Consider the following 19,328-nt stretch of genomic DNA (forward strand, 5'->3'; position numbering starts at 1 on the left):
CTCCCCACGACCGATCCTGAGCACCGGACGAGCAAGGAGGACACGATGGGGCTCGTGCTCTTCCCCGGAGACGACGATGTGACCAGCCCGGACATCTCCTGGTCCTACACCGGTTTCAACATGTTCAGGAAGTGGCTGGCCCAGTCCGAGGGGTTCAGCCTCTCTGAGATGTGCGGCTTCGGCGGAGACCGCCCGTGGAGCAGCGTCTCCACGACACTGGCACCACTCCTCGACCATCCAGATGACGATGATCCGGACCTCACGCCCGCTCAATGCGCGGCCATGCTGCCCCGGCTGGAAGCAATCATCGATCAACGGCAACACGATGGCAGCGACCCTGTTGTCCAACGACGCATCGATGACACGCGCCAGTTGGTCACCGTCATGAAGGTCTGCTTGAGCAAGGACGTTGAGCTCATCTTCGGCTGACCACCGGACCGCAGACGGCCAGAACTTACGGGACAGCCTTTAGACAGTCGTGGCCCCTGCGGCGGCGCTACACCCGCCCCTTCCGTGCGGTGGTGATCGGTATGTGCAATCCGGCACCGCCCCTTATGGGTGGCGGGCACACTGTGTGCAAGCGGGTGTCGGGGTCAGAGACGAGAAGAGGTTCGGGTGAGTCGTGTCGGGGTGGCTCAAGCTATCGAGCAGTTGCGGCGAGAACTGGGAGAGGCACAGGACGCCGGGGCCAATCAGCAATTGCGGTTCGAGATCGCTGAAGTGCAGATGGAACTGCTGGTCGAGCTGCGTGAGGAAGGCGGCCCGGAGGCGAAAGTGTCGTTCGGTGTCCTGTCAGTCGGGGCAGGAGCCAAGGTGGGCAGAGCGCACACGCACCGGCTGACGTTGAAACTGAATGTGCGTGATGAGGCGCTAGGCGGCCGTACGGCACACGTGACACGGCAGCAGGATCGGGATTGGGACGAGTGAGGTGGACGCGTCGCGACTGGCCGATGTCAGGGCTGGTTCGGATTCACGGGCGAAAAGCTGTGGGTCGGGATACCTGATCGGTCCACGGTTGGTGCTGACCGCGCTTCATGTGGTCGCGGGGCCCTTAGGCTTGTGGCCGCGCATCGAAGTGCGGGTCGGACATCCAACCTATGGGGTGCCCGTGCGTGCCCAGGCACGAGTGTGCTGGCGGGCCCCAGAAACCGCTGCGGAATCCGTACCGAACCATCAGGTAGTTGACGTCGCTTTGCTTGAACTGGACAGGGCAGTCGCGACCGTGGAGCCCGTGCGCTGGGGGCACTGTGTCGGCAACAGCCCGTTGACGTACGCGGGGTTGGGCTATCCGCTGTTGGCCGAGTTCGAGGACGGCGTGCGGGGAGTGGAGACACTCGGTGGGATGCTTCCGCCGCTATCCTCCGGTGAGGCTGGCACCCTCATCCTGGACCAGCGGACGGCGCCACGTCTGAGGGCGTCTGGCGAGCGAGCGTGGAGCGGTGCGTCAGGGGCATCGGTGTTCTGTGGGCCTCTCCTTGTTGGAGTCGTGGTAAAGGACGATGAGGAATTCGAGAACCGCCGACTGCACGCTGTGCCGGTGTCGAGTCTGGTTGGCGACCGGCGGTTCACGGACCTTGTACGGGATCACACTGGGGGGGAACCGGTTCTCCAGCCGGTGGAACTCGATGGCTCGCTTGACTGCCGACTGGCAAAGGTGACTGCGCGTACTCCTGGGTCGTTGCTGTCGGCGGCAGCTGAGGTGGTCCCCTTCCATGGTCGGGAGAAGGATCTGGCTGGACTGGCCGAATGGAGAGACGGCGGTTCGCGGTTATCGGTGAAGCTCCTCATTGGGGAAGGCGGACAGGGCAAAAGCCGCCTGGCACGTGAGTTCCTCCGGGCAAGCAGGGCGTCCGGCTGGGTGGCCGGGCAGATCGAACCGGCCAGGCTCGCCGCTCAGCGCAAGCTGCTGGACGAGCAGGAGCAGAGATTGCGGGCGTCGGAACTGGCCCAGCGACTGGTGACGTGTACGACGCCGGCGTTGGTTGTCTGCGACTACGCGGAGGTCCACCCGGTGTTTGTCGATACCCTGGTGGGCTGTCTCGCGGAGCAATCGTTGCAGCGCCCAGTGCGTCTGCTGCTCCTGGCCAGGACCGCCGGTGCGTGGTGGCAGGACCTGACAGCACTCCTGGGGGATGCGGCAGGATGCCTTGAGTTGGGGTCTCTCAGTGTCGACCAGCAAGCCCGTCAGGAGGCTTACCGCGCCGCGGTCACCGGGTTGGCGGATGGATTGGCCGTGTTGCCGGGGCAGCCGACGGGCCGCGAACCGGTGAGACCGTGGCCTGTACTGGCCGACCGTCTGAAGGAAAATCCTCCCGCCCTGACGCGGAGAGACACAGCACTGGCGCTACAGATGATCGCTCTCCTTAACCTGTTGCAGGCCGGGTCCGGCACTGAGCCAACAGCCGGTGAGCGTCCAGAGCATCTGCTTGTCGAACATGAGCGCGACTACCTGCGCCGTACCGCAGCGGGTAAGGGTCTGTTCGCTGCGGGGGTGCTTTCGACTGCTACTGACCAGGCCCGACGCCAACAGCAGGCGGTGCTAGCCCTGGACCGTGCACTTGCCGGACTGATCCTTTTCGGCCCTTGTGACCGTCATCTGGCCCAACAGGTTGCCCGCCTGGCAAGCGAGGATCGCACCGACGATGTCGTTGACTGGCTCGCCACTCTCTACCCGCCCACTCCTGGCTACTATTTGTCGACCGGCGTCATTCAGCCCGACCGGCTGGCCGAATACTTGCTCGGCGGAATTCTCACAGCAGGCGACGCTGTCGACAGCAATCTGGTCTCCCAGCTCGGGGCGATGACCAAAGGGCTGGAAACAGCTCAGTCAGTACTCTTCGCTCTGGTACGGACGGCTGCCCATCAGCCATTCCACAGACTGTTGAGCCAGGTCATCGAGCTACTCATCACCAAGTACCCTGACCCGTTCGCCACCGCCGCTCCTTTTCTGGCTCCTATCCCCGCCTACCGCGGACCGCTGCTCAACGCCCTGCGTCGGCTGGGCGAACGCGATCCTGCCGCGCTCTCAGATCACTTAGGCCGCGTCTACAACCTTGTACCCTCCACCTCGGTCAGCCTGGCGGTAGTCGGCTCCACCATCACGGGCATTCTCGTGGACCTGTCTGCGTTCCTGGCTGAAATGAACCGCGAAGCTTACCTGCCCGATCTTGCCGCCTTCCATTTCAACCACGCGGCCCAATTGCGAGAGGCCGGGCAACGGGAGCGGGCGCTGGTGGCCTCTCAGGAAGCGGTCCGCCTTCATCGGGAACTCGCCGACGCTGATCCTGAAGCTTTGCCTCTCCTTGCAGGTGCGTTGAGCAACCACGCGGCCATTACGGGAGAGGCCGGCCGACCAGACGATGCTGTATTGATCGCGGAGGAAGCCTTGGAACTCGCACGGGGACTGGTCCTCACAGATCGCGAGGCCTGGCTTCATATCCTCGCAATGGCGCTCGTCAATCACGCGGCGTGGCTGGCAGACGTCGGGCAACTCCAGGATGCCTTGCCGGTTTCGGAGGAGGCCGTCGAGATTCACCGCGAACTTGTCCGTGTGGGCGACGGATCGCTCCCTGGCCTTGCCGCATCAGTGAACAATCATTCCCTTCGGCTTGCGGCTTTAGGGCAGCGGGAGCAGGCCCTGTTGTTCTCGGAGGAAGCAGTTCAGCTTGGCAGGAAACTTGTCGATGCCGACCGGGACGCTTTTTTGCCCGAACTGGCTAGGTCGCTAGCCAATCGCGCGACCCAACTGATGCGTGTCGGGCAGACGGAGCAGGCGTTGGCGGTTTCGGAGGAATCCGTGCGGCTGCGCCGGGAACTTGCCGCTACCAACGGTGACATGTACTTCCCCGTCCTGGCCTCCTCCCTGAACGACCACGCGTTCAGGCTCACAGAGGACGGGCAGTCCGAGCAGGCTGTGCGGGCTTCGGAGGAAGCCGTCACCTTTTATCGAGGGGCCGCCAAGACCCACCGTGATGCGTTTCTGCCCAAGTTGGCCACCGCGCTGACTAACTATGCGATATTTTTGACTAAAGCCGGGCAGCCGGAAGAGGCTTTGCTGTTTTCGCGGGAGTCCGTCGCGCTCCATCGGGAAGTCGTCGGCGCTAAGGGTGACGCCTTTCTCTCAGGCCTTGTCAGTGCTCTGAACACCAACGCTACTGTGCTGACACGGGAAGGTCGGTGGGACGAGGCTGTGCCCGTCTCGGGAGAAGCTGTTCGGTTCGCCATCCTGCTCGTCTCGGATAATCGCGATGCTTTTCTTCCTCTCCTGGTCAACAGCCTTGTTGTTCACGGCCGTTTGCCGATCGAACAGTCCCGATTCCGCTCGGCTGTCCGACCGCTGGTCGCGGCACTTCTGCTGGTTCACGAACTCCCCCCGCACGCACGTGACATGGGCGAATCGATCGCGGGACTACTTCATAAAGCCTTCGCGGGGGACCCCGCAGGTGTAGCCGCGGAATACCTGGAAATGACCGGTAGTGAGGTGCCCGAGTGGATGCGCGATCCCATCGCGACGTCGGTGAATCAGTCTGAATTCCAAGCGCGAGTACCTATTGGGCCACAAGATGCGTCCTAACCTCGATCGTTCATAAGTCCTCGTTGGTGTGCTGACGGGGACTCTGTGTTTGCGTGATGCGGTCTTTTCGGAGCTGGGGCAGGCTGAGGTCCCGGCTTTCGCGTCGGGTGGGCGCCGGGTTCCACTTCGCCGGTGTGGTGGCAGGGGTTGTCGGGATGGTCGAAGTGGCTGGTCAGCCAGGGGTCGGGAGGATGTGGAGCCTGGCGATCGCGTGAGTGATGACGTCGGTCCAGGGCCATCGGGCCGTGAAGCGCAGCCAGTGGCGCCGGCCGGTGTTCACGAACTGAGCGGCGGCGGAGAACAGCCGCAGGCGGAGCCTTTTTGGTTCCCAGCGGCGGGTCTTGCCGGTCAGGGCGAGCATGGGCATCCAGGCGAGGAGGTCGAGTGCGACCACGTCACGGATCTTGTCGATCAGCAGTGGGTCGGGCGAGATCTTGAACTCCTCGACCCGGTGCGGCTGGAGACCGAAGGCCCGCCAGATGCGGTGCACGCTGGGGGACGAGATCCCCACCCTCTTGGCCAGTTCGCGCTTGGACCAGTGGGTGGAGCCTTCCGGCACCTCTTCCAGGGTGCGCACCACCACTTCCTCCACCTTCGCGTTGGTGATCGTGCGGGGGACCCCGGGCCGCGGCTCGTCACACAGGCCGTCCAGCCGGCGGCGCAGGAAACGCGCCCGCCACTTGTTCACGGTGGTGCGGCTGACCCCCAGTTGGGCGGCGCCCGCGGTGTTGCTCCGGCCTTCGGCACACGCCAGCACGATCCGCGCCCGCTTCGCCAGGCCCTGCGCAGTCGAACGACGCGTCACCCAACCACGCAGGATCTCGATCTCGTCCTTCGTCAGCTCCAGCGGCTGCAGCTTGCTGCCCATGCACCCAGCACACCGCGCCCTACAGCCGCCGAGGCCAACTTCCCGAAATGGAAGAGAACACGACTCACGAGTCGACCACGTATCTCGAAACCGGCTCACTAAAGGCTGTCCCGTAAGTTCTGGCCGTCTGCGGTCCGGTGGTCAGCCGAAGATGAGCTCAACGTCCTTGCTCAAGCAGACCTTCATGACGGTGACCAACTGGCGCGTGTCATCGATGCGTCGTTGGACAACAGGGTCGCTGCCATCGTGTTGCCGTTGATCAAGTCCACGCTGATCAATGCGCTCGTGGCGGGCCTGGCCCCGCAGCCTGTCGCCCTGGTCGGCGTCGACTGCAAAGGCGGCATGGAACTGTCGCTCTACGAGCAGAGGTTGTCGGCGCTCGCGACCAACCGTGAGCAGGCGGTCAGACTCCTGGCCGCGCTGGTTGATCTCACCCTCGACCGCATGACCGTCTGCCGTGCGGCGCGCGTACGGAACATCTGGGGTCTGCCGGAGCAGGCTCGGCCGGTCCCAGTGGTCGTCATCGTCGACGAGATCGCTGAGTTGTTCCTCGTCGCGAGTCGGAACGAGAAGGACGAAGCGCAGGCGGCCGGTACGGCACTGATCCGGCTTGCCCAACTCGGCGCAGCACTCGGTGTGTTCCTCGTCGTCGCCGGCCAACGCGTCGGCTCCGACCTGGGACCCGGCGTCACGGCGCTACGTGCCCAACTCGGCGGCCGGGTCTGCCATCGGGTTGCCGATCCCGGCACGGCAGAGATGGCCCTCGGGGACCTCAACCCGGACGCACTCAAGGCAGCGCAAGCCATCACACCGGAACAAGCCGGTACCGCGGTGCTGGCCTCCGGCGACGGCTGGGAACGCGCGCGCTCCCACCTGGTCACCGAAGCGGATGCGGAAGCCATCGCGGCCGAGTTCGCGCACCTGACCCCGCGCCTTCCCGAACTCCTGGACGCGAAGTGAAAGGGGACTGCCGTGCTCGTGTCCGTCTCGGCGGTGCTGCTGCTCGGCCTGCTGATCTGGTACTTGCTGCGCATCCGCTACCTGCGCCTGGCCGACCTGCTGCTCTGCGGAGCCTTCGGCTTCCTGCTCGCCCGGACGACTGCCGCGCCCGTCGTGGCGACGGTCCTCGAAGGGGTGGGCGCCTTCCTCGGACAACTCCGCTTCTGACCCATCACGTACGGCCCGAGTTCAACAAGGCCCGTACGACGGGCTCCCGACGGGGCGCGAAGTCGCCAAACCCGACCCCGTCACGAACCCACTCCATCCGCCACGTGAGCAGTGAAAGGAGCACCCTCACTTTGTCCACCGCGCACCGTCCGCGCAAATCCCCTCCGCCCGAATGCGAGTTGAGGACCAGGGAACAGCCGACCTGTGTCGGGCGGGAACAAGTCGTTCTCGTCGGCCTCGACGGCTTCGAACGCTGGCTCTGCCCGGCGCACGCCGCCGCCCTCTGGCTCACCGACCCGACACTTCGCTTCAGCGCGAAGACTCGACCGCAAGCAATCTCCGCGGTCATGTCGCAGGCCTTCGGCGGCGGTGGTCGTCAATGACCTCGCCTCCTGCCACCCTGCCGAAGGCCGTCTGCGCACTGATCGACCGGGCCGCAGAACCGGAGTTCGCGTCCTGGCGGCGCCAGATCGTCCGCCTCGGCGGCTGCACGAACCCGATTCACCTCGTCGGCAACGCGACGGTCATCGACGCGTCGACCGGGGAGGCCCTGTTCTCGTACAGCTCGGACGTCTACGGCGGTCGCCTGCTCACCGCCTGCGGCAACCGCAGGGCAACGGTCTGCCCGACCTGCGCCCGCGTTTATCAGGCCGACACGTACCAACTGATCCGTGCCGGACTCATCGGCGGCAAGAACGTGGGAGAGAAGGTCGGCGAGCACCCTCGGGTGTTCGCCACCCTCACCGCTCCCGGCTTCGGCCCAGTTCATACCCGCCGTGAGCGCGACGGTCGCGTACGAGCCTGCCGACCCCGTAAGTCAGGGAACTCCTGCTCGCACGGCTCGCCGGCCGGGTGCCACTCACGCCACGCGGACGACGACCCGCGGCTCGGTGAACCGCTCTGCCCTCGCCGCTACGACTACGCCGGAGCCGTCCTCTGGCAAGCACACTCAGGCCGACTCTGGCACCGCTTTGCTCTGGAACTCTGCCGTGAGATCGGCCGGAGAGTCGGGCTCTCGCGAAGCGAGTTCGCCGAGACGCTTCGGTTGTCGTACGCGAAAGTCGCCGAGTATCAGCGGCGCGGGCTGGTCCACTTCCATGCCGTCATCTGCCTCGACGGACCGGAGGGACCGAACTCGACTCCACCAGGTTGGGCGACGACCGCTCTGCTCTCGGATGCTGTACGCCGTGCAGTCGGGAAGGTCCGGCTCACTGCCCCTGGCCGGGAGGTCATCGGGGCGCGTGCGCTGCGGTTCGGCGAGCAGGTCGACGTACGTCCTATCTCCGCCTTTGGAGCGGGGGAACGGCTGACCTCGGCGGCCGTAGCCGGTTACATCGCCAAGTGCGCGACGAAAGGAGCCGAGTCCGCCGGCGCGGTGGAGGGTCGTATTCACGGGGCGCGGGACCTGGTCATGTTGCCCGTACGTGCCCACGTGCTCCGCATGATCGGTACGTGCTGGTGGCTGGGTTGCCTGCCTGACTTCGAACCCCTCGGCCTGCGGCGTTGGGCGCACATGCTCGGCTACGGCGGGCACTTCTCCACCAAGTCGCGGCGCTACTCCACCACCCTGACCGCACTTCGTCAGGCCCTTGCAGAACACCGCGCGGAGGAGCAACGAACAGCTCTCGGCATCGACGCTCGGCCAACCGTCGCTCTCGGCCAGTGGCGCTATGCCGGGCGCGGCTACTCGCCGGAGGCGGCGCTCCTGGCTGCCTCCGTGCGGGAGGGCGGTGGTCGTCATGGCACGTGAGAAGGCGGTCGAACTGCTCACGGTGCGGCAGGTACTCGAAGAGCTGGGCGGCATTTCTCGGCGCACCTTCTACCGCTGGCGGGAGTTGCGCATCGCGCCGGCCTGCATCCGGCTGCCGAACGGTGAGTTACGGGTCCGCCGTGACGTGCTCAACGATTGGTTGTCGGAGCGGGCGGAGGGGGCCGCGTCGTGAAGTCGTACAAGGTCGTCATCTGGAAGCTCAGTATCAACCGCTCCGCAAGGAAGCCGACGTATCTCGTCCGCTGGTCCGTGGACGGCCAACCCTTCCACGAGTCGCACAAGACAAAGGCGTTGGCCGACCGCTTCCGCGCGAAAATGCTCAGGGCGGCAGACAAGGGCGAACCGTTCGACACCGTTACCGGTCTGCCGGACTCGCTGCGCGGCGGCAAGGCGGCTCTGACGTTCCTGGAACTGGCGCTCAAGTACATCGATGCCCGCTGGGCTGAGGCGTCGGCGAAGCAGCGGGACAGCATGACTGACTCGTTGGCGACGGTTCTCCCGGCGCTGGTCAAGCCGGGACGCGGGCGACCCACCGTCGCAGTCCTGCGGCGGGCGCTGCGCTCGTACGTGTTGTCTCCACCTCGGAGGGAACGCGAGCGGCCCGAGGAGATCGCATCGGCGGTGCGCTGGATTGAAAAGGCGTCGCTGCCGGTGGCGGAGTTGCAGGAGATTGCTCAGGTTCATGAGCTGATCGACACCCTAAGCCGGAAGCTGGACGGCAAGGCTGCGGCGACGCAGACCTATCGACGGCGGCGTGCAGTCGTCTTCAACTCTCTTGAGTTTGCTGTGGAGTTGGAGGTGCTTCCTTCCAATCCCCTCGGTCGAGTGCGACGCAAGCGGGGGAAGCGAGCTGTCCAGGAGGTCGACCGTCGGGTCGCGGTCAACCCTCGGCAGGCGCGGGAGCTGCTGGCTGCGGTGACGTACGTGGGCGGCTACGAGCGGGCCAGCGGCCGACGACTGCGGGCGTTCTTCGGGTGCCTGTACTACGCGGCCATGCGGCCAGGTGAGGCGCTAGGTCTGCGCCGCTCGGACTGCACGCTCCCAGAGAAGGGCTGGGGCCGTATCGAACTGGCGGAGACCCGGCCGACGGCGGGCAAGGCATGGACCGACTCCGGTGAGGCGCACGACCGGCGGGGCTTGAAGCAGCGGGCTGAGGGCGAGGTGCGCATCGTGCCTATCCCGCCGCCGTTGGTGCAGCTCCTCCTCGAGCACCTTTGGGAGTTCGGCACGGCGAAGGACGGTCGGCTGTTCGCGAGCGAGCGGGGCAACGTCGTGGCAGCTTCGTCGTACTCGCGCGTGTGGAAGCAGACGCGGGAGCTCGCGCTCCTGCCAGAACAGGTCTCGTCGGTCCTGGCCTTCCGGCCGTACGACCTTCGGCACGCGGGCGTCTCGCAGTGGCTGAACTCCGGTGTACCCGCGCCGGAGGTGGCTGCTCGTGCAGGTCACTCGGTCGACGTCCTTCTGAAGATCTACGCGAAGTGCATCGACGGCCAGGAGCAGGAGATGAACGACCGAATCCTGAAGGGCCTGCAGGAGGAGGGCAAGACCGAAGAGTGAATACGGCCCACACGGCCCTCGCGCGAAAGCCCCGGAGTGATCCGGGGCTTTCGTCATGCTTTGGGGCTGGGCTGGTCGGCTTGCTTCGAGTACTCGGGTAATGGGCCGGAAGCGGAGGACTTAAGTTGCGGCTGTGCGCCTACTTCACTTCCAGACTTCGCAGACGCGGGGCATCAATGTCTACCGCTACCTTCCGGGCGCGCAGACAGCCGTGACCCGTAACTGGCCGGGCCTGTTCCAGGATTGGCCGCCCGAGCCAACTCCCTTCACTGAGTACGCGGTGAACAACAACAACATGGAAGAGGTGGCTGTCTATGTAGGTCTGGCCTGGCGCCTGACCGCGGGCCTGGCTCGATACGCGATTCCGACGTACTACCGAGAGGAGGCCGCACAGTCTCTGGGCCGTGAGCCGGTACTCGTCGACTGGGAGTACGAGATCGAATCAGAAGATCCTCACGAGGTACGTGATAACGGCTTCGTCCCTGGGCGCTCGACTGCCGGCGGGCGCAGGCCAGATTCCTGGCAGGACACGCATCGTGCCGGGCTCTTTGACCTCTCAACGCCCCGGGATCTTGTTCGTTTGCTGCATGCCGTCGTGCTGGACGCTTCCTCAGAGATCACGCTTTTCGCTGTTGCTCCCGGCCCCGCTCGTCAGAGGGATCTCATTTCCTCGTTGTCCGGCTCTGCCCGACCGAGCCTGCCCTCGGTCATCAGGGATGCGGAAGTCTTCGTCGACCTGACCATCGGCAGTGACCTCGGCTACTACGACGCGATTACAGTCGCCTCCCACGCTGACATTCAGCCGCGGATTGTCGCGTTGGCGAACGACTTCGCACGACGGATCGAGGCCTACGAGAGCCGCCTGGACAGCCTGTCGGACATGGAGGCTTTCCTCGGGGCCGTCCCCGAGTTGGCAGGGATCCACTTGGACGCCGAGTGAACGCGATGTCGCGTCATCGGCGAGCGGATGCAGCCGAGCCCGAGGCTCTCCGCGAACGCAGCCTGAGCTGCTGAAAGGCCCCCAAGATCATTACGTCGACATTACGTGATCACTGTCATGTGACTGCTTTTCGCGGCATCCGCCTGCACAAACGCCAAGACCCCGTCCTCAGCTAAAGCGCTGATGGCGGGGTCTCTGGGCACCTCATACAGGGTGCCCCCGGCAGGATTCGAACCTGCGCACACGGCTCCGGAGACCGGATATGCGCGAAGCGACCCGGAGTTCCGTCGATCTCGGTGGTGAACTGCGGACATTCGTTCAGCCGCGCCTCCCCCGTATGTCAGTCGTAGCTGTGCCGCCAGTACCGTACGAGCTCTTCGAGGTAGTCCCGCGGAACTCCGTGCGCCCAGTCCACGCCCGGCAGTTCGTTGGGCTGGCGCGTGCGGTCGAGGCGCTGGTGCAGATCGTCGAGATCGCCGTCCGGGAAGCCGGCACGGAATGGCTGAATGGGTGCGGCATCCGAAGGGGTCATGTCCATGGATGCGATTTCCGGGGCCGGGGGTCACGCCAGGCGATCTCCGGGCGCCGGACCGTCCGCCGGACAGGAGGACGACGCCGCCGCGACGCCGAATCCCCTGCCCGCGCCCCCGATGAGTTTCCGGGTGAGGATCAGTCGACAGTAATGACGACGTTCCCCCGCCCGAGGAGGTACTCATGCCCGCCGACGGATTCACCACCTGTCTGTGGTTCGACGGTCAGGCCGAAGAGGCTGCGAACCACTACTGCTCGATCTTCAAGGACTCTGAGCTCGGCAGGATCGGGCGCTACACGGAGGCGGGGCCCGGTCCCGCTGGTTCCGCCATGGCTGTCGAGTTCGTGGCCAACGGCCAGAAGTTCGTCGCTCTGAACGGCGGTCCGCAGTTCACCTTCGACGAGGCGATCTCCTTCCAGATCTACTGCGACGACCAGGACGAGGTGGACTTCTACTGGGACAAGCTCACCGAGGGCGGCGGTGAGGGCGGCCCCTGCGGCTGGCTCAAGGACAAGTTCGGCCTCTCCTGGCAGGTCGTCCCGGCGAAGCTCATCGACATGCTCGGTGACCCGGACCCGGAGAAGGCGGTCCGCACGACCCAGGCCATGTACAAGATGGGCAAGCTGGACATCGCCGCCCTGGAGAAGGCGTACGCGGGGGAGTAGCGGACCCGCTCGGTCCCAGGGACCCGAGGACCCAGGGACCCAGGCACCCGGGCGCACAGCGGCCGACCCGCCGCCGCCCCACACGGGGCTCAGGCGAGCTGACCGCTGTGCAGAGCCGTGTACGCCCCGCCCCGCCGCAGCAACTCCTCGTGCGCGCCGATCTCCTGGATCGCCCCGTCGCCCATGACGACGATGCGGTCCGCGCCACGGATGGTGGACAGCCGGTGTGCCACCACGAACGTGGTGCGGCCGTGCAGCAGCCGGGCCAGTGCCTGCTGGACGAGAGCCTCCGACCGGGTGTCCAGCGCGGAGGTGGCCTCGTCGAGGATGAGCACCCGGGGATCGCGGATCAGCGCCCGCGCGATGGCGAGTCGCTGCCGCTGTCCTCCGGAGAGCCGCGCCCCGTGCTCGCCCACTACGGTGTCGAGCCCTTGCGGCAGCCGGTCCACGAACTCCAGCGCGTTGGCGTCGCGCAGTGCCTCCCGTACCGCCGCGTCCCCGGCGTCGTCCATGCCGTACGCGACGTTCTCCCGGACCGTGCCGTCGAAGAGGATCGACTCCTGCGGTACGACGGAGACGAAACGCCGGTAGGTGCGCAGGTCCAGGGTGCTCATGTCGGTTCCGTCGAGCAGCAGTCGGCCCGAAGTCGGACGGATGAAGCCGATGACGAGATTGAGCACCGTCGACTTGCCTGCACCCGAGGCGCCGACCAGGGCGATGGTCTCGCCGGGCGAGACGGACAGGCTGAAGTCCCGTACGGCGGGCCTGTTCTCGTCGTACGCGTGCCCCACCTCCTCGAAGGTGACGGCACCGCGCAGCGAGGTCACCTCCGCCTTGCCCTCGTTGTCCTCCAGCTCGGGTGCCTGGAGCACCTCGCCGATCGAACGTACCGACTCCAGGCCCTTGGTGATGACCGGCGCCAGAGCCGCGAGTGTCGTCGTGGAGTTGGTGAGCGTGGTCAGGAAGGCGCTGAGCATGACGACATCGCCGGGTGTGACACCCCAGTAGCCGTAGTACGACACCAGCGCGGCGCCGGTGAGGAACAGGATCCCGACCATGTTGAGGAACACCCACGCCAACGAGCCGAACCGCCCGTTGAGCAGGTCGAGCCGCATCCCCGAGCGCAGCACTTGCCCCAGCGTGACGTCCATCCGCCGGAGTGCCTTGCCCTCCAGACCGTGCGCCCGGGTGACCGAGATGAGCCGGGTCATTTCGGTCACCCGCGTGGACAGGTGCTCGACCTCGTGGCGGAAGTTCTCGTTGTGGCTGCGCAGTCGGGTTCGCAACCGTGCCACCAGGAGGGCCGCGACGGGCACGATGCAGAGGAAGACGGGCAGGAACTCGGGTGTGCGGATGGCGATGATGACGAGTCCGCCCGTGAGCACGGTGAGTGCGCCGAGCCCGTTCTCGGCGGTCTGCTGCACCATCTGCTCGACGGTCTCCACGTCCCGGATGACCTTGGCCTGCAGAACGCCCGCGCTGACCCGCGAGTGGTAGCCGATGGACAGTTGCTGCATCCGCGTGCACAGCGAGGAGCGCAGATCAGTGCCCATGCGGCGCACGCTGCCGTACAGGAGGCGGACGTAGAGGAGATGCAGTGGGAGGTTGACCGCGAGGATGAGCAGCAGGGCCCCGGAGCTGACCCAGAGGCGGCCGATCGGCCCGTGCTGGACGACGGTGTCGATGATCGACGCGGTGATCAGAGGCAGCAGCCAGAGTGGACTGTGCTTGACCGTGAAGACGGCGAACGCGGCGGCGAGCCGCCACCGGTCGGTGCGGAACAGATAGGCGAGCGTGCGGATCGGGTGCTCACCCCGGTAGCGATGGTCGAGCGGTCTTTCGGACGACGCCATCGGCGTTGGTCCTCCCCAGTGGCGGAGTAGCGGGCAAGCGCTTTCCTGCCCATCCCGCGCGGGAGTACACCAGCCTGGCGGCCTGCCTCCGGCGTGGCGGGGAGTCGCGTAAAGAGTGGGTTTCCGAGGTTAATTCCAGCGCTCGGAGGGTTGGCGTGGAACCGTCGCCCCGTTATCGTTCACGCACTTCACTCAATCGTTCCGCTGAACGAATAGCGAGAAGGACGGTCGGTCCATGTCCGACATCCACCACCCGGGACGGCGGTCGGTCCTCGTCGCGGGGGCCGCGAGCACCGCCGCGCTCGGCGCGTCCTGGCTGCTCACCGGCTGTACGGGTGCCGCGGCCGCGCCCGTTCTGCCCGCCGCCGCCCAGACGGGCGAACCCGACCGCGGTGGCACCCTCCGTATCGCCCGGCCGCCCGCCTCCGACGCCGAGACCCTCGACCCGGCAAGCGCGCTGTCCGCGTACGAATACCTGGGCGCCCTCTACAACCGGCTCGTCCGGGTCGACACGAGCGGCGATCTCGCCCCCGACCTCGCCGAGTCCTGGGAGCCCGACGCCAAGGCCAGCACCTGGACCTTTCGCATCCGCCAGGGCGTCACCTTCCACGACGGACGCAAGCTCACCTCGGCCGACGCCGCGTACACCCTGCGCCACATCCTCGACAAGGCGACCGCCTCGCCCCAGGCGGCGGTGCTCGAGCCGCTCATCGACCCCGCCACGCTCCGCACCCCCGACGACCACACCCTCGTCGTCCCGCTGAAGAGCCCCAACGCGGAGTTCCCGAGCCTTCTCACGCACTACAACTGCTATGTCGTCCCGGACAACAGCGCCCGCTCGATCGGCCGCACCGGCATCGGCACCGGTCCCTTCAAGCTGGAGTCGTTCGCCCCCGCGGGCCCCGGCCGCGTCACCGCGTACGAGGACCACTGGCAGGGCCGCCCCGTCCTCGACGCGATCGCCTTCTACTCCGTCGCCGACATGTCGGCCCGCTCGAACGCCCTCCTTGCGGGCCAGGTCGACCTGCTCGCGCAGACCAACCTGGACTTCGCGACCGCCCGTGTGGTCGCCGCCTCCGACCGGGCCACCATCGCGCGCGTCAAGAACGCCCAGTGGTACGTCCTGCCGATGCTCACCACCGAGAAGCCCTTCACGGACGTACGGGTCCGGCAGGCGATGAAGCTCGCCTACGACCCCGAGCACGTGGTGAAGGTGGCCCTGCAGGGGGCGGGCACCGCCGGCTGGGACAACCCCGTGCCGCCCAGCGACCCCGCCCACATCGCCGCACATCCCGAGCACGACCCGGAGAAGGCGCGGTTCCTCCTGAAGCAGGCCGGGCACGAGGGCCTGGCGATGGACCTCTACACGTCCTCGTACGACCCGATCTTCACGCCGATGGCCCTCGCCTATCAGGACTCCGCCAAGCGGGCCGGCATCCGGATCAAGGTCAAGACGGCGGCGGCGGACTCGTACTACACGCAGATCTGGATGAAGAAGCCGCTCATGGCGACCTACTGGTACACCGGCAGACCCGTCGACCAGCTCTTCACCCAGGTCTTCCGAAGCGGCTCCTCGTACAACGAGACCGCCTGGTCCGACAAGGACTTCGACGCGCTCCTGGACCGCGCCCGCCGCGAGATGGACGACACGAAGCGCCGCGAACTGTACGGCGAGGCGCAGACCTTCGTCGTCGAGAAGGGCGGGGCGATGACCCCGATGTTCGCCGACCGGCTCGTCGGCATCTCGCGGAAGGTACGCGGATACGCCGAGCACGGCTTCGAGTTCGACTACCTCGGCATCGGCCTGAAGGGGGCCTGACCATGTTCTCCTTCATAGCCCGCAGGGTGGCCGCCGCCGTCGGCACGCTGTTCCTCTCCTCCGTCCTCGTCTTCCTCGCCGTACAGGCCCTGCCCGGCGATGTCGCCACCCAGATCCTCGGCAAGGACGCGACACCGGACGCCGTGGCCGCCCTGCGCGAGAAGCTGAAGCTCGACCAGCCCGCGTGGGAGCGGTACGTCGACTGGGTCCGCGGCGCGCTGCACGGCGACTTCGGAGTCTCCCTCGTCTCCGGGAAGGCGGTCGGCGGCGAAGTCTCCATGTACCTCGGCAACTCCGCGCTGATCGCCCTGGTCACCGTCCTGTTCGCCGTCACCGGCTCGATCGTCCTCGGCATCCTCGCGGGCCTGTACCGCGACCGCTGGCCGGACCACCTGATCTCCACGGTCAGCCTGGTCGGAATGAGCGTCCCCGAGTTCGTGGTCGCGACCGTACTGGTGCTCTGCTTCTCGGTCGCGCTGCCCTGGTTCCCCGCGGTCGTCCTGTACGGCCCGGAGGCGAGTGTCGGTCAACTCCTGCCCTCCGTATGGCTTCCCGCGCTCTCCCTCGCCGTCGTCATGGCCGCGTACATCGTGCGGATGGCTCGCACGTCCGTCATCGACGTGATGGCCGGCGAGTACGTGACAACGGCCCGGCTCAAGGGCCTGTCGAGCTGGCGGGTGGTCACCCGGCACGCCCTGCCCAGCGCGCTTCTGCCGACCCTGCACGTCATCGCGCTGAACGTCGCCTGGCTCGCGGGCGGAGTCGCCGTCGTCGAGAACGTCTTCAACTACCCGGGGATCGGCAAGCTGATGCTCTCCTCGGTCCAGAACCGCGACCTGCCCGTCATCCAGGCCATCGCCCTCATCAGCGCCGTGGTCTACGTCGCCTGCAACCTGGCCGCCGACCTCGGCGCCATGGCCCTCAACCCCAAGCTCCGCACCCGAGGGAGGACCCGATGACCACACTCGACACCGTCCCGGTGGCCGCGCCGCCGCCTGCCGCCGAGGCGCGCGCCGTCCGAGCCTGGCGCACCCTGCGCTCCTCGCGCGCCGCCGTCATCGGCCTCACGATCGTCGCCGTACACGTACTGATCGCCCTCCTCGCCCCGCTCCTCACCTCCTACGACCCCATCGCCAACGACGCCTCGCACGCCCTGCTCGGCCCGAGCTGGGAACACTGGGCGGGTACGGACCAGTACGGGCGTGACGTCCTCGCCCGGGTGCTGTACGGCGGCCGGTACGCGCTCGGCGTCTCCGTCGCCGCGACACTGCTTACCGTCGCGCTCGGCACGGTGGTCGGGTGTGCGGCGGCGCTGCGCGGCGGCTGGTTCGACGACATACTGGGGCGGGTCCTGGACGCCGTCCTCTCGGTGCCGTCGATCCTCGCGCTGCTCGTCATCGTCACCGCGCTCGGGACGGGCCCCGCGGTCATCGTCCTCGCGATCGCCGTGGTGTACGTGCCGCAGGTCGTACGGGTGGTGCGGGGCGCGGCGCTCGCCGTGGTGCCCGCCGACTATGTGACCGCCGCCCGCGCCCGCGGCGAGGGGACCTGGTCGATCCTGCGGCGCGAGATCCTGCCGAACATCACGGACGTGGTGTGCGTGGAGTTCGCGATGCGTGCCTCGTGGGTCGTACTGCTCATCAGCTCGCTGTCCTTCCTCGGCTTCGGCGCCGATCCGCCGACCCCCGACTGGGGTCTGATGGTCGCCGAGAACCGCACCGCCATCACCGTCGTCCCGATGGCGAGCCTCGCGCCGATCATCGCCCTGGCCACGCTCGTGGTCGGACTCAACCTCGCGGCCGACGGCCTGTCCAAGGCGTGGGGCGTCGACCGGATCAGGGAGGGGTCCTGATGACCTCGATCGTCTCCGTGAAGTCCCTTTCCGTGGCCTACCGTTCGGGCGGACGGGACGTGCCCGTCGTACGAGAGGTGTCGCTGGACGTGCGCGCCGGCCAGACCCTGGCGCTCGTGGGCGAGTCGGGCAGCGGTAAGTCGACCGTCGCCGCCACACTCCTCGGCCATCTGCGGCACGGATCCCGGATCACCGCGGGCTCCGTCCTCGTCGACGGGCAGGACGTCTTCGCCCTGCCCGCACGGGAGTTGAGGCGGCTGCGCGGCGGGACCGTCGCCATGATCGCCCAGAACGCGGGCCACGCGCTGACCCCCTCCATGCGGATCGGCCGGCAGATCGCGGAGGCGGGCGGCGAGGTGCCCGTCGTGGACCTCCTCGAACAGGTCCGGCTGCCCCGCCCCGCCGAACTCGCCCGCCGCTACCCGCACGAGCTCTCCGGCGGCCAGCAGCAGCGCGTCGCCATCGCCATGGCCATCGCGGCCCGCCCCAAGGTCCTCGTCCTCGACGAACCGACGACCGGCCTCGACGTAGTCACCCAGCGCAGCGTCCTCGACCTGATCGGCGCCCTGCGCGACGAACTCGGCCTGGCGGCCGTGCTGGTGAGCCACGACCTCGGGGTCGTCGCGCACATGGCCGACGAGGTGACCGTCCTGAAGTCCGGCCGGGTCGTGGAGGCCGCGCCCACCCGGCAGCTCTTCGCGACGCCCCAAGACCCCTACACCAGACGACTGTTGGCGAGCGTCCCGCGCCTCGACGACGCCGGACTCGCGATCGTCGGCGAGGCGGGAGAGCGGGAGGTGCGGCCCAAGGCGCAGGTGCCCGACGACGCACCCGTCGCGGTGTCCGCGCACGACGTCACCATCGACTACGGGTCGACCCGCGCCGTGCACGGCGTCTCCTTCGACGTCCGGCGCGGTGAAGTCCTCGCGCTCGTGGGGGAGTCGGGCAGCGGCAAGTCCACGCTGGCATGGACGCTCGCGGGACTGCGTACCCCCTCCGGCGGCACGATGACCCACGAGTCGGGAGACCTCGCCCGCCCCGCTCAGAAGCGGCCGCCGTCCCTGCGGCGCAGGATCCAGCTCGTCTTCCAGAACGCGGACACCTCGCTGAACCCGCGCCGGTCGGTGGGCGACGCCGTCCGGCGCCCGCTGCACTTCTTCGGCACCGCCCCGTCGCGCACGGAAGCGGCGGCTCGGGCCCGGCAGCTCATCGCCGACGTGCGCCTCGACCCGGCTCTCGCCGACCGGCTGCCCGCCCAGCTCTCCGGCGGCCAGCGTCAACGCATCGGCATCGCAAGGGCGTTGGCGGGCGAACCGGACGTCCTGATCGCCGACGAGATCACCACCGCCCTGGACGTCTCCGTCCAGGCCGATGTCCTCAGGCTCCTCGACGACCTGCGCCGCGAACGCGAGCTGGCCTGCCTGTTCATCAGCCACGACCTGGCCGTCGTACGGGGCATCGCCGACCGTGTCGTCGTCCTGCGCCACGGAGTGGTCGTCGAGGAGGGGCCCACGGACGCGGTCTTCGCCTCGCCCGGACACCCCTACACACGCCAGCTGATGGCCGCGGCCCTTGAACCCGACCCGGACGCCCTGCCGTTCGTCGACTCGACGGCCGACTGGGAGGACGACGCGGCCGGACCGGACGACCTCTGGACCGAACACGGCCACGGCCACCGCGTGCGCCGCTGGCGCCCGGCCGGCCACCTCAGCACCGAAGGAGTTTCTTGAA

At 67.4% G+C, this 19,328-nt stretch carries 15 protein-coding genes and 4 pseudogenes; 15 read left to right on the forward strand and 4 right to left on the reverse strand.

Annotated features, from left to right (window positions below; all coding sequences use genetic code 11):
* The first annotated feature begins 45 nt into the window (after positions 1–45).
* From OG266_RS44035 to OG266_RS44045, 3 genes are all read left to right on the forward strand, one after another.
* Positions 46–429, forward strand: a complete 384-nt coding sequence (locus OG266_RS44035; protein WP_371553172.1) for a hypothetical protein — start codon at positions 46–48, stop codon at positions 427–429.
* Between the two features lie 186 nt (positions 430–615).
* Positions 616–927 (forward strand): trypco2 family protein, encoded by a 312-nt coding sequence (locus OG266_RS44040; protein ID WP_371552497.1) that lies wholly within the window; start codon positions 616–618, stop codon positions 925–927.
* Between the two features lie 559 nt (positions 928–1,486).
* Entirely contained in the window at positions 1,487–4,573 is a 3,087-nt protein-coding gene (locus OG266_RS44045; RefSeq protein WP_371552498.1) for a tetratricopeptide repeat protein, read from the forward strand.
* A gap of 172 nt (positions 4,574–4,745) precedes the next feature.
* Here the strand turns inward: OG266_RS44045 and OG266_RS44050 are convergent.
* Positions 4,746–4,964: pseudogene (locus tag OG266_RS44050) on the reverse strand (transposase); the annotation flags it as partial.
* Positions 4,965–5,108: 144 nt separating this feature from the next.
* A pseudogene (locus tag OG266_RS44055) lies at positions 5,109–5,441 on the reverse strand (helix-turn-helix domain-containing protein); the annotation flags it as partial.
* Positions 5,442–5,702: 261 nt separating this feature from the next.
* Between OG266_RS44055 and OG266_RS44060 the strand changes: the two are divergent.
* The 7 genes and pseudogenes from OG266_RS44060 to OG266_RS44090 all read left to right on the forward strand — a co-directional run.
* A pseudogene (locus OG266_RS44060) lies at positions 5,703–6,401 on the forward strand (FtsK/SpoIIIE domain-containing protein); the annotation flags it as partial.
* 12 nt (positions 6,402–6,413) lie between these two features.
* On the forward strand, positions 6,414–6,608 hold the full coding sequence (locus tag OG266_RS44065; RefSeq protein ID WP_371552500.1) for a hypothetical protein: 195 nt from the start codon (positions 6,414–6,416) through the stop codon (positions 6,606–6,608).
* Between the two features lie 131 nt (positions 6,609–6,739).
* The gene (locus OG266_RS44070) at positions 6,740–6,991 is read left to right on the forward strand and encodes a hypothetical protein (RefSeq protein WP_371552502.1); all 252 of its coding nucleotides are present in this window, start codon (positions 6,740–6,742) and stop codon (positions 6,989–6,991) included.
* Positions 6,988–8,358: a replication initiator gene (locus OG266_RS44075; protein WP_371552504.1), complete on the forward strand. Its 1,371-nt coding sequence runs from the start codon at positions 6,988–6,990 to the stop codon at positions 8,356–8,358. The genes OG266_RS44070 and OG266_RS44075 overlap by 4 nt, the downstream gene beginning before the upstream one ends.
* A complete protein-coding gene (locus tag OG266_RS44080; protein WP_371552506.1) occupies positions 8,348–8,551 on the forward strand; it encodes a helix-turn-helix transcriptional regulator in 204 nt (67 codons plus the stop codon). Before OG266_RS44075 ends, OG266_RS44080 begins: the two co-directional genes overlap by 11 nt.
* Positions 8,548–9,936, forward strand: a complete 1,389-nt coding sequence (locus tag OG266_RS44085; protein WP_371552508.1) for a tyrosine-type recombinase/integrase — start codon at positions 8,548–8,550, stop codon at positions 9,934–9,936. The genes OG266_RS44080 and OG266_RS44085 overlap by 4 nt, the downstream gene beginning before the upstream one ends.
* 133 nt (positions 9,937–10,069) lie before the next feature.
* Positions 10,070–10,876, forward strand: a complete 807-nt coding sequence (locus OG266_RS44090; RefSeq protein ID WP_371552510.1) for a hypothetical protein — start codon at positions 10,070–10,072, stop codon at positions 10,874–10,876.
* Positions 10,877–11,114: 238 nt separating this feature from the next.
* Here OG266_RS44090 and OG266_RS44095 read toward each other — a convergent pair.
* Positions 11,115–11,408, reverse strand: a pseudogene (locus tag OG266_RS44095) (epoxide hydrolase N-terminal domain-containing protein); the annotation flags it as partial.
* Between the two features lie 182 nt (positions 11,409–11,590).
* Between OG266_RS44095 and OG266_RS44100 the strand changes: the two are divergent.
* A complete protein-coding gene (locus OG266_RS44100) occupies positions 11,591–12,073 on the forward strand; it encodes a VOC family protein (RefSeq protein WP_371552512.1) in 483 nt (160 codons plus the stop codon).
* A gap of 89 nt (positions 12,074–12,162) precedes the next feature.
* On the opposite strand, the gene OG266_RS44105 is transcribed toward OG266_RS44100, so the two are convergent.
* A complete protein-coding gene (locus OG266_RS44105) occupies positions 12,163–13,926 on the reverse strand; it encodes an ABC transporter ATP-binding protein (RefSeq protein ID WP_371552514.1) in 1,764 nt (587 codons plus the stop codon).
* A gap of 235 nt (positions 13,927–14,161) precedes the next feature.
* Between OG266_RS44105 and OG266_RS44110 the strand changes: the two genes are divergently transcribed.
* From OG266_RS44110 to OG266_RS44125, 4 genes are read left to right on the forward strand one after another with little or no spacing between them, the layout of a single operon-like run.
* Positions 14,162–15,745, forward strand: a complete 1,584-nt coding sequence (locus tag OG266_RS44110; protein ID WP_371552516.1) for an ABC transporter substrate-binding protein — start codon at positions 14,162–14,164, stop codon at positions 15,743–15,745.
* A gap of 2 nt (positions 15,746–15,747) precedes the next feature.
* A complete protein-coding gene (locus OG266_RS44115; RefSeq protein ID WP_266470600.1) occupies positions 15,748–16,704 on the forward strand; it encodes an ABC transporter permease in 957 nt (318 codons plus the stop codon).
* Positions 16,701–17,597 carry an ABC transporter permease gene (locus OG266_RS44120; protein ID WP_371552518.1) on the forward strand — a complete coding sequence of 299 codons (897 nt, stop codon included), beginning with the start codon at positions 16,701–16,703 and terminating at the stop codon, positions 17,595–17,597. The genes OG266_RS44115 and OG266_RS44120 overlap by 4 nt, the downstream gene beginning before the upstream one ends.
* Entirely contained in the window at positions 17,597–19,327 is a 1,731-nt protein-coding gene (locus OG266_RS44125; RefSeq protein ID WP_371552520.1) for a dipeptide ABC transporter ATP-binding protein, read from the forward strand. The genes OG266_RS44120 and OG266_RS44125 overlap by 1 nt, the downstream gene beginning before the upstream one ends.
* Position 19,328: the final 1 nt, after the last annotated feature.

Source organism: Streptomyces sp. NBC_00554, assembly GCF_041431135.1.
GTDB lineage: Bacteria > Actinomycetota > Actinomycetes > Streptomycetales > Streptomycetaceae > Streptomyces.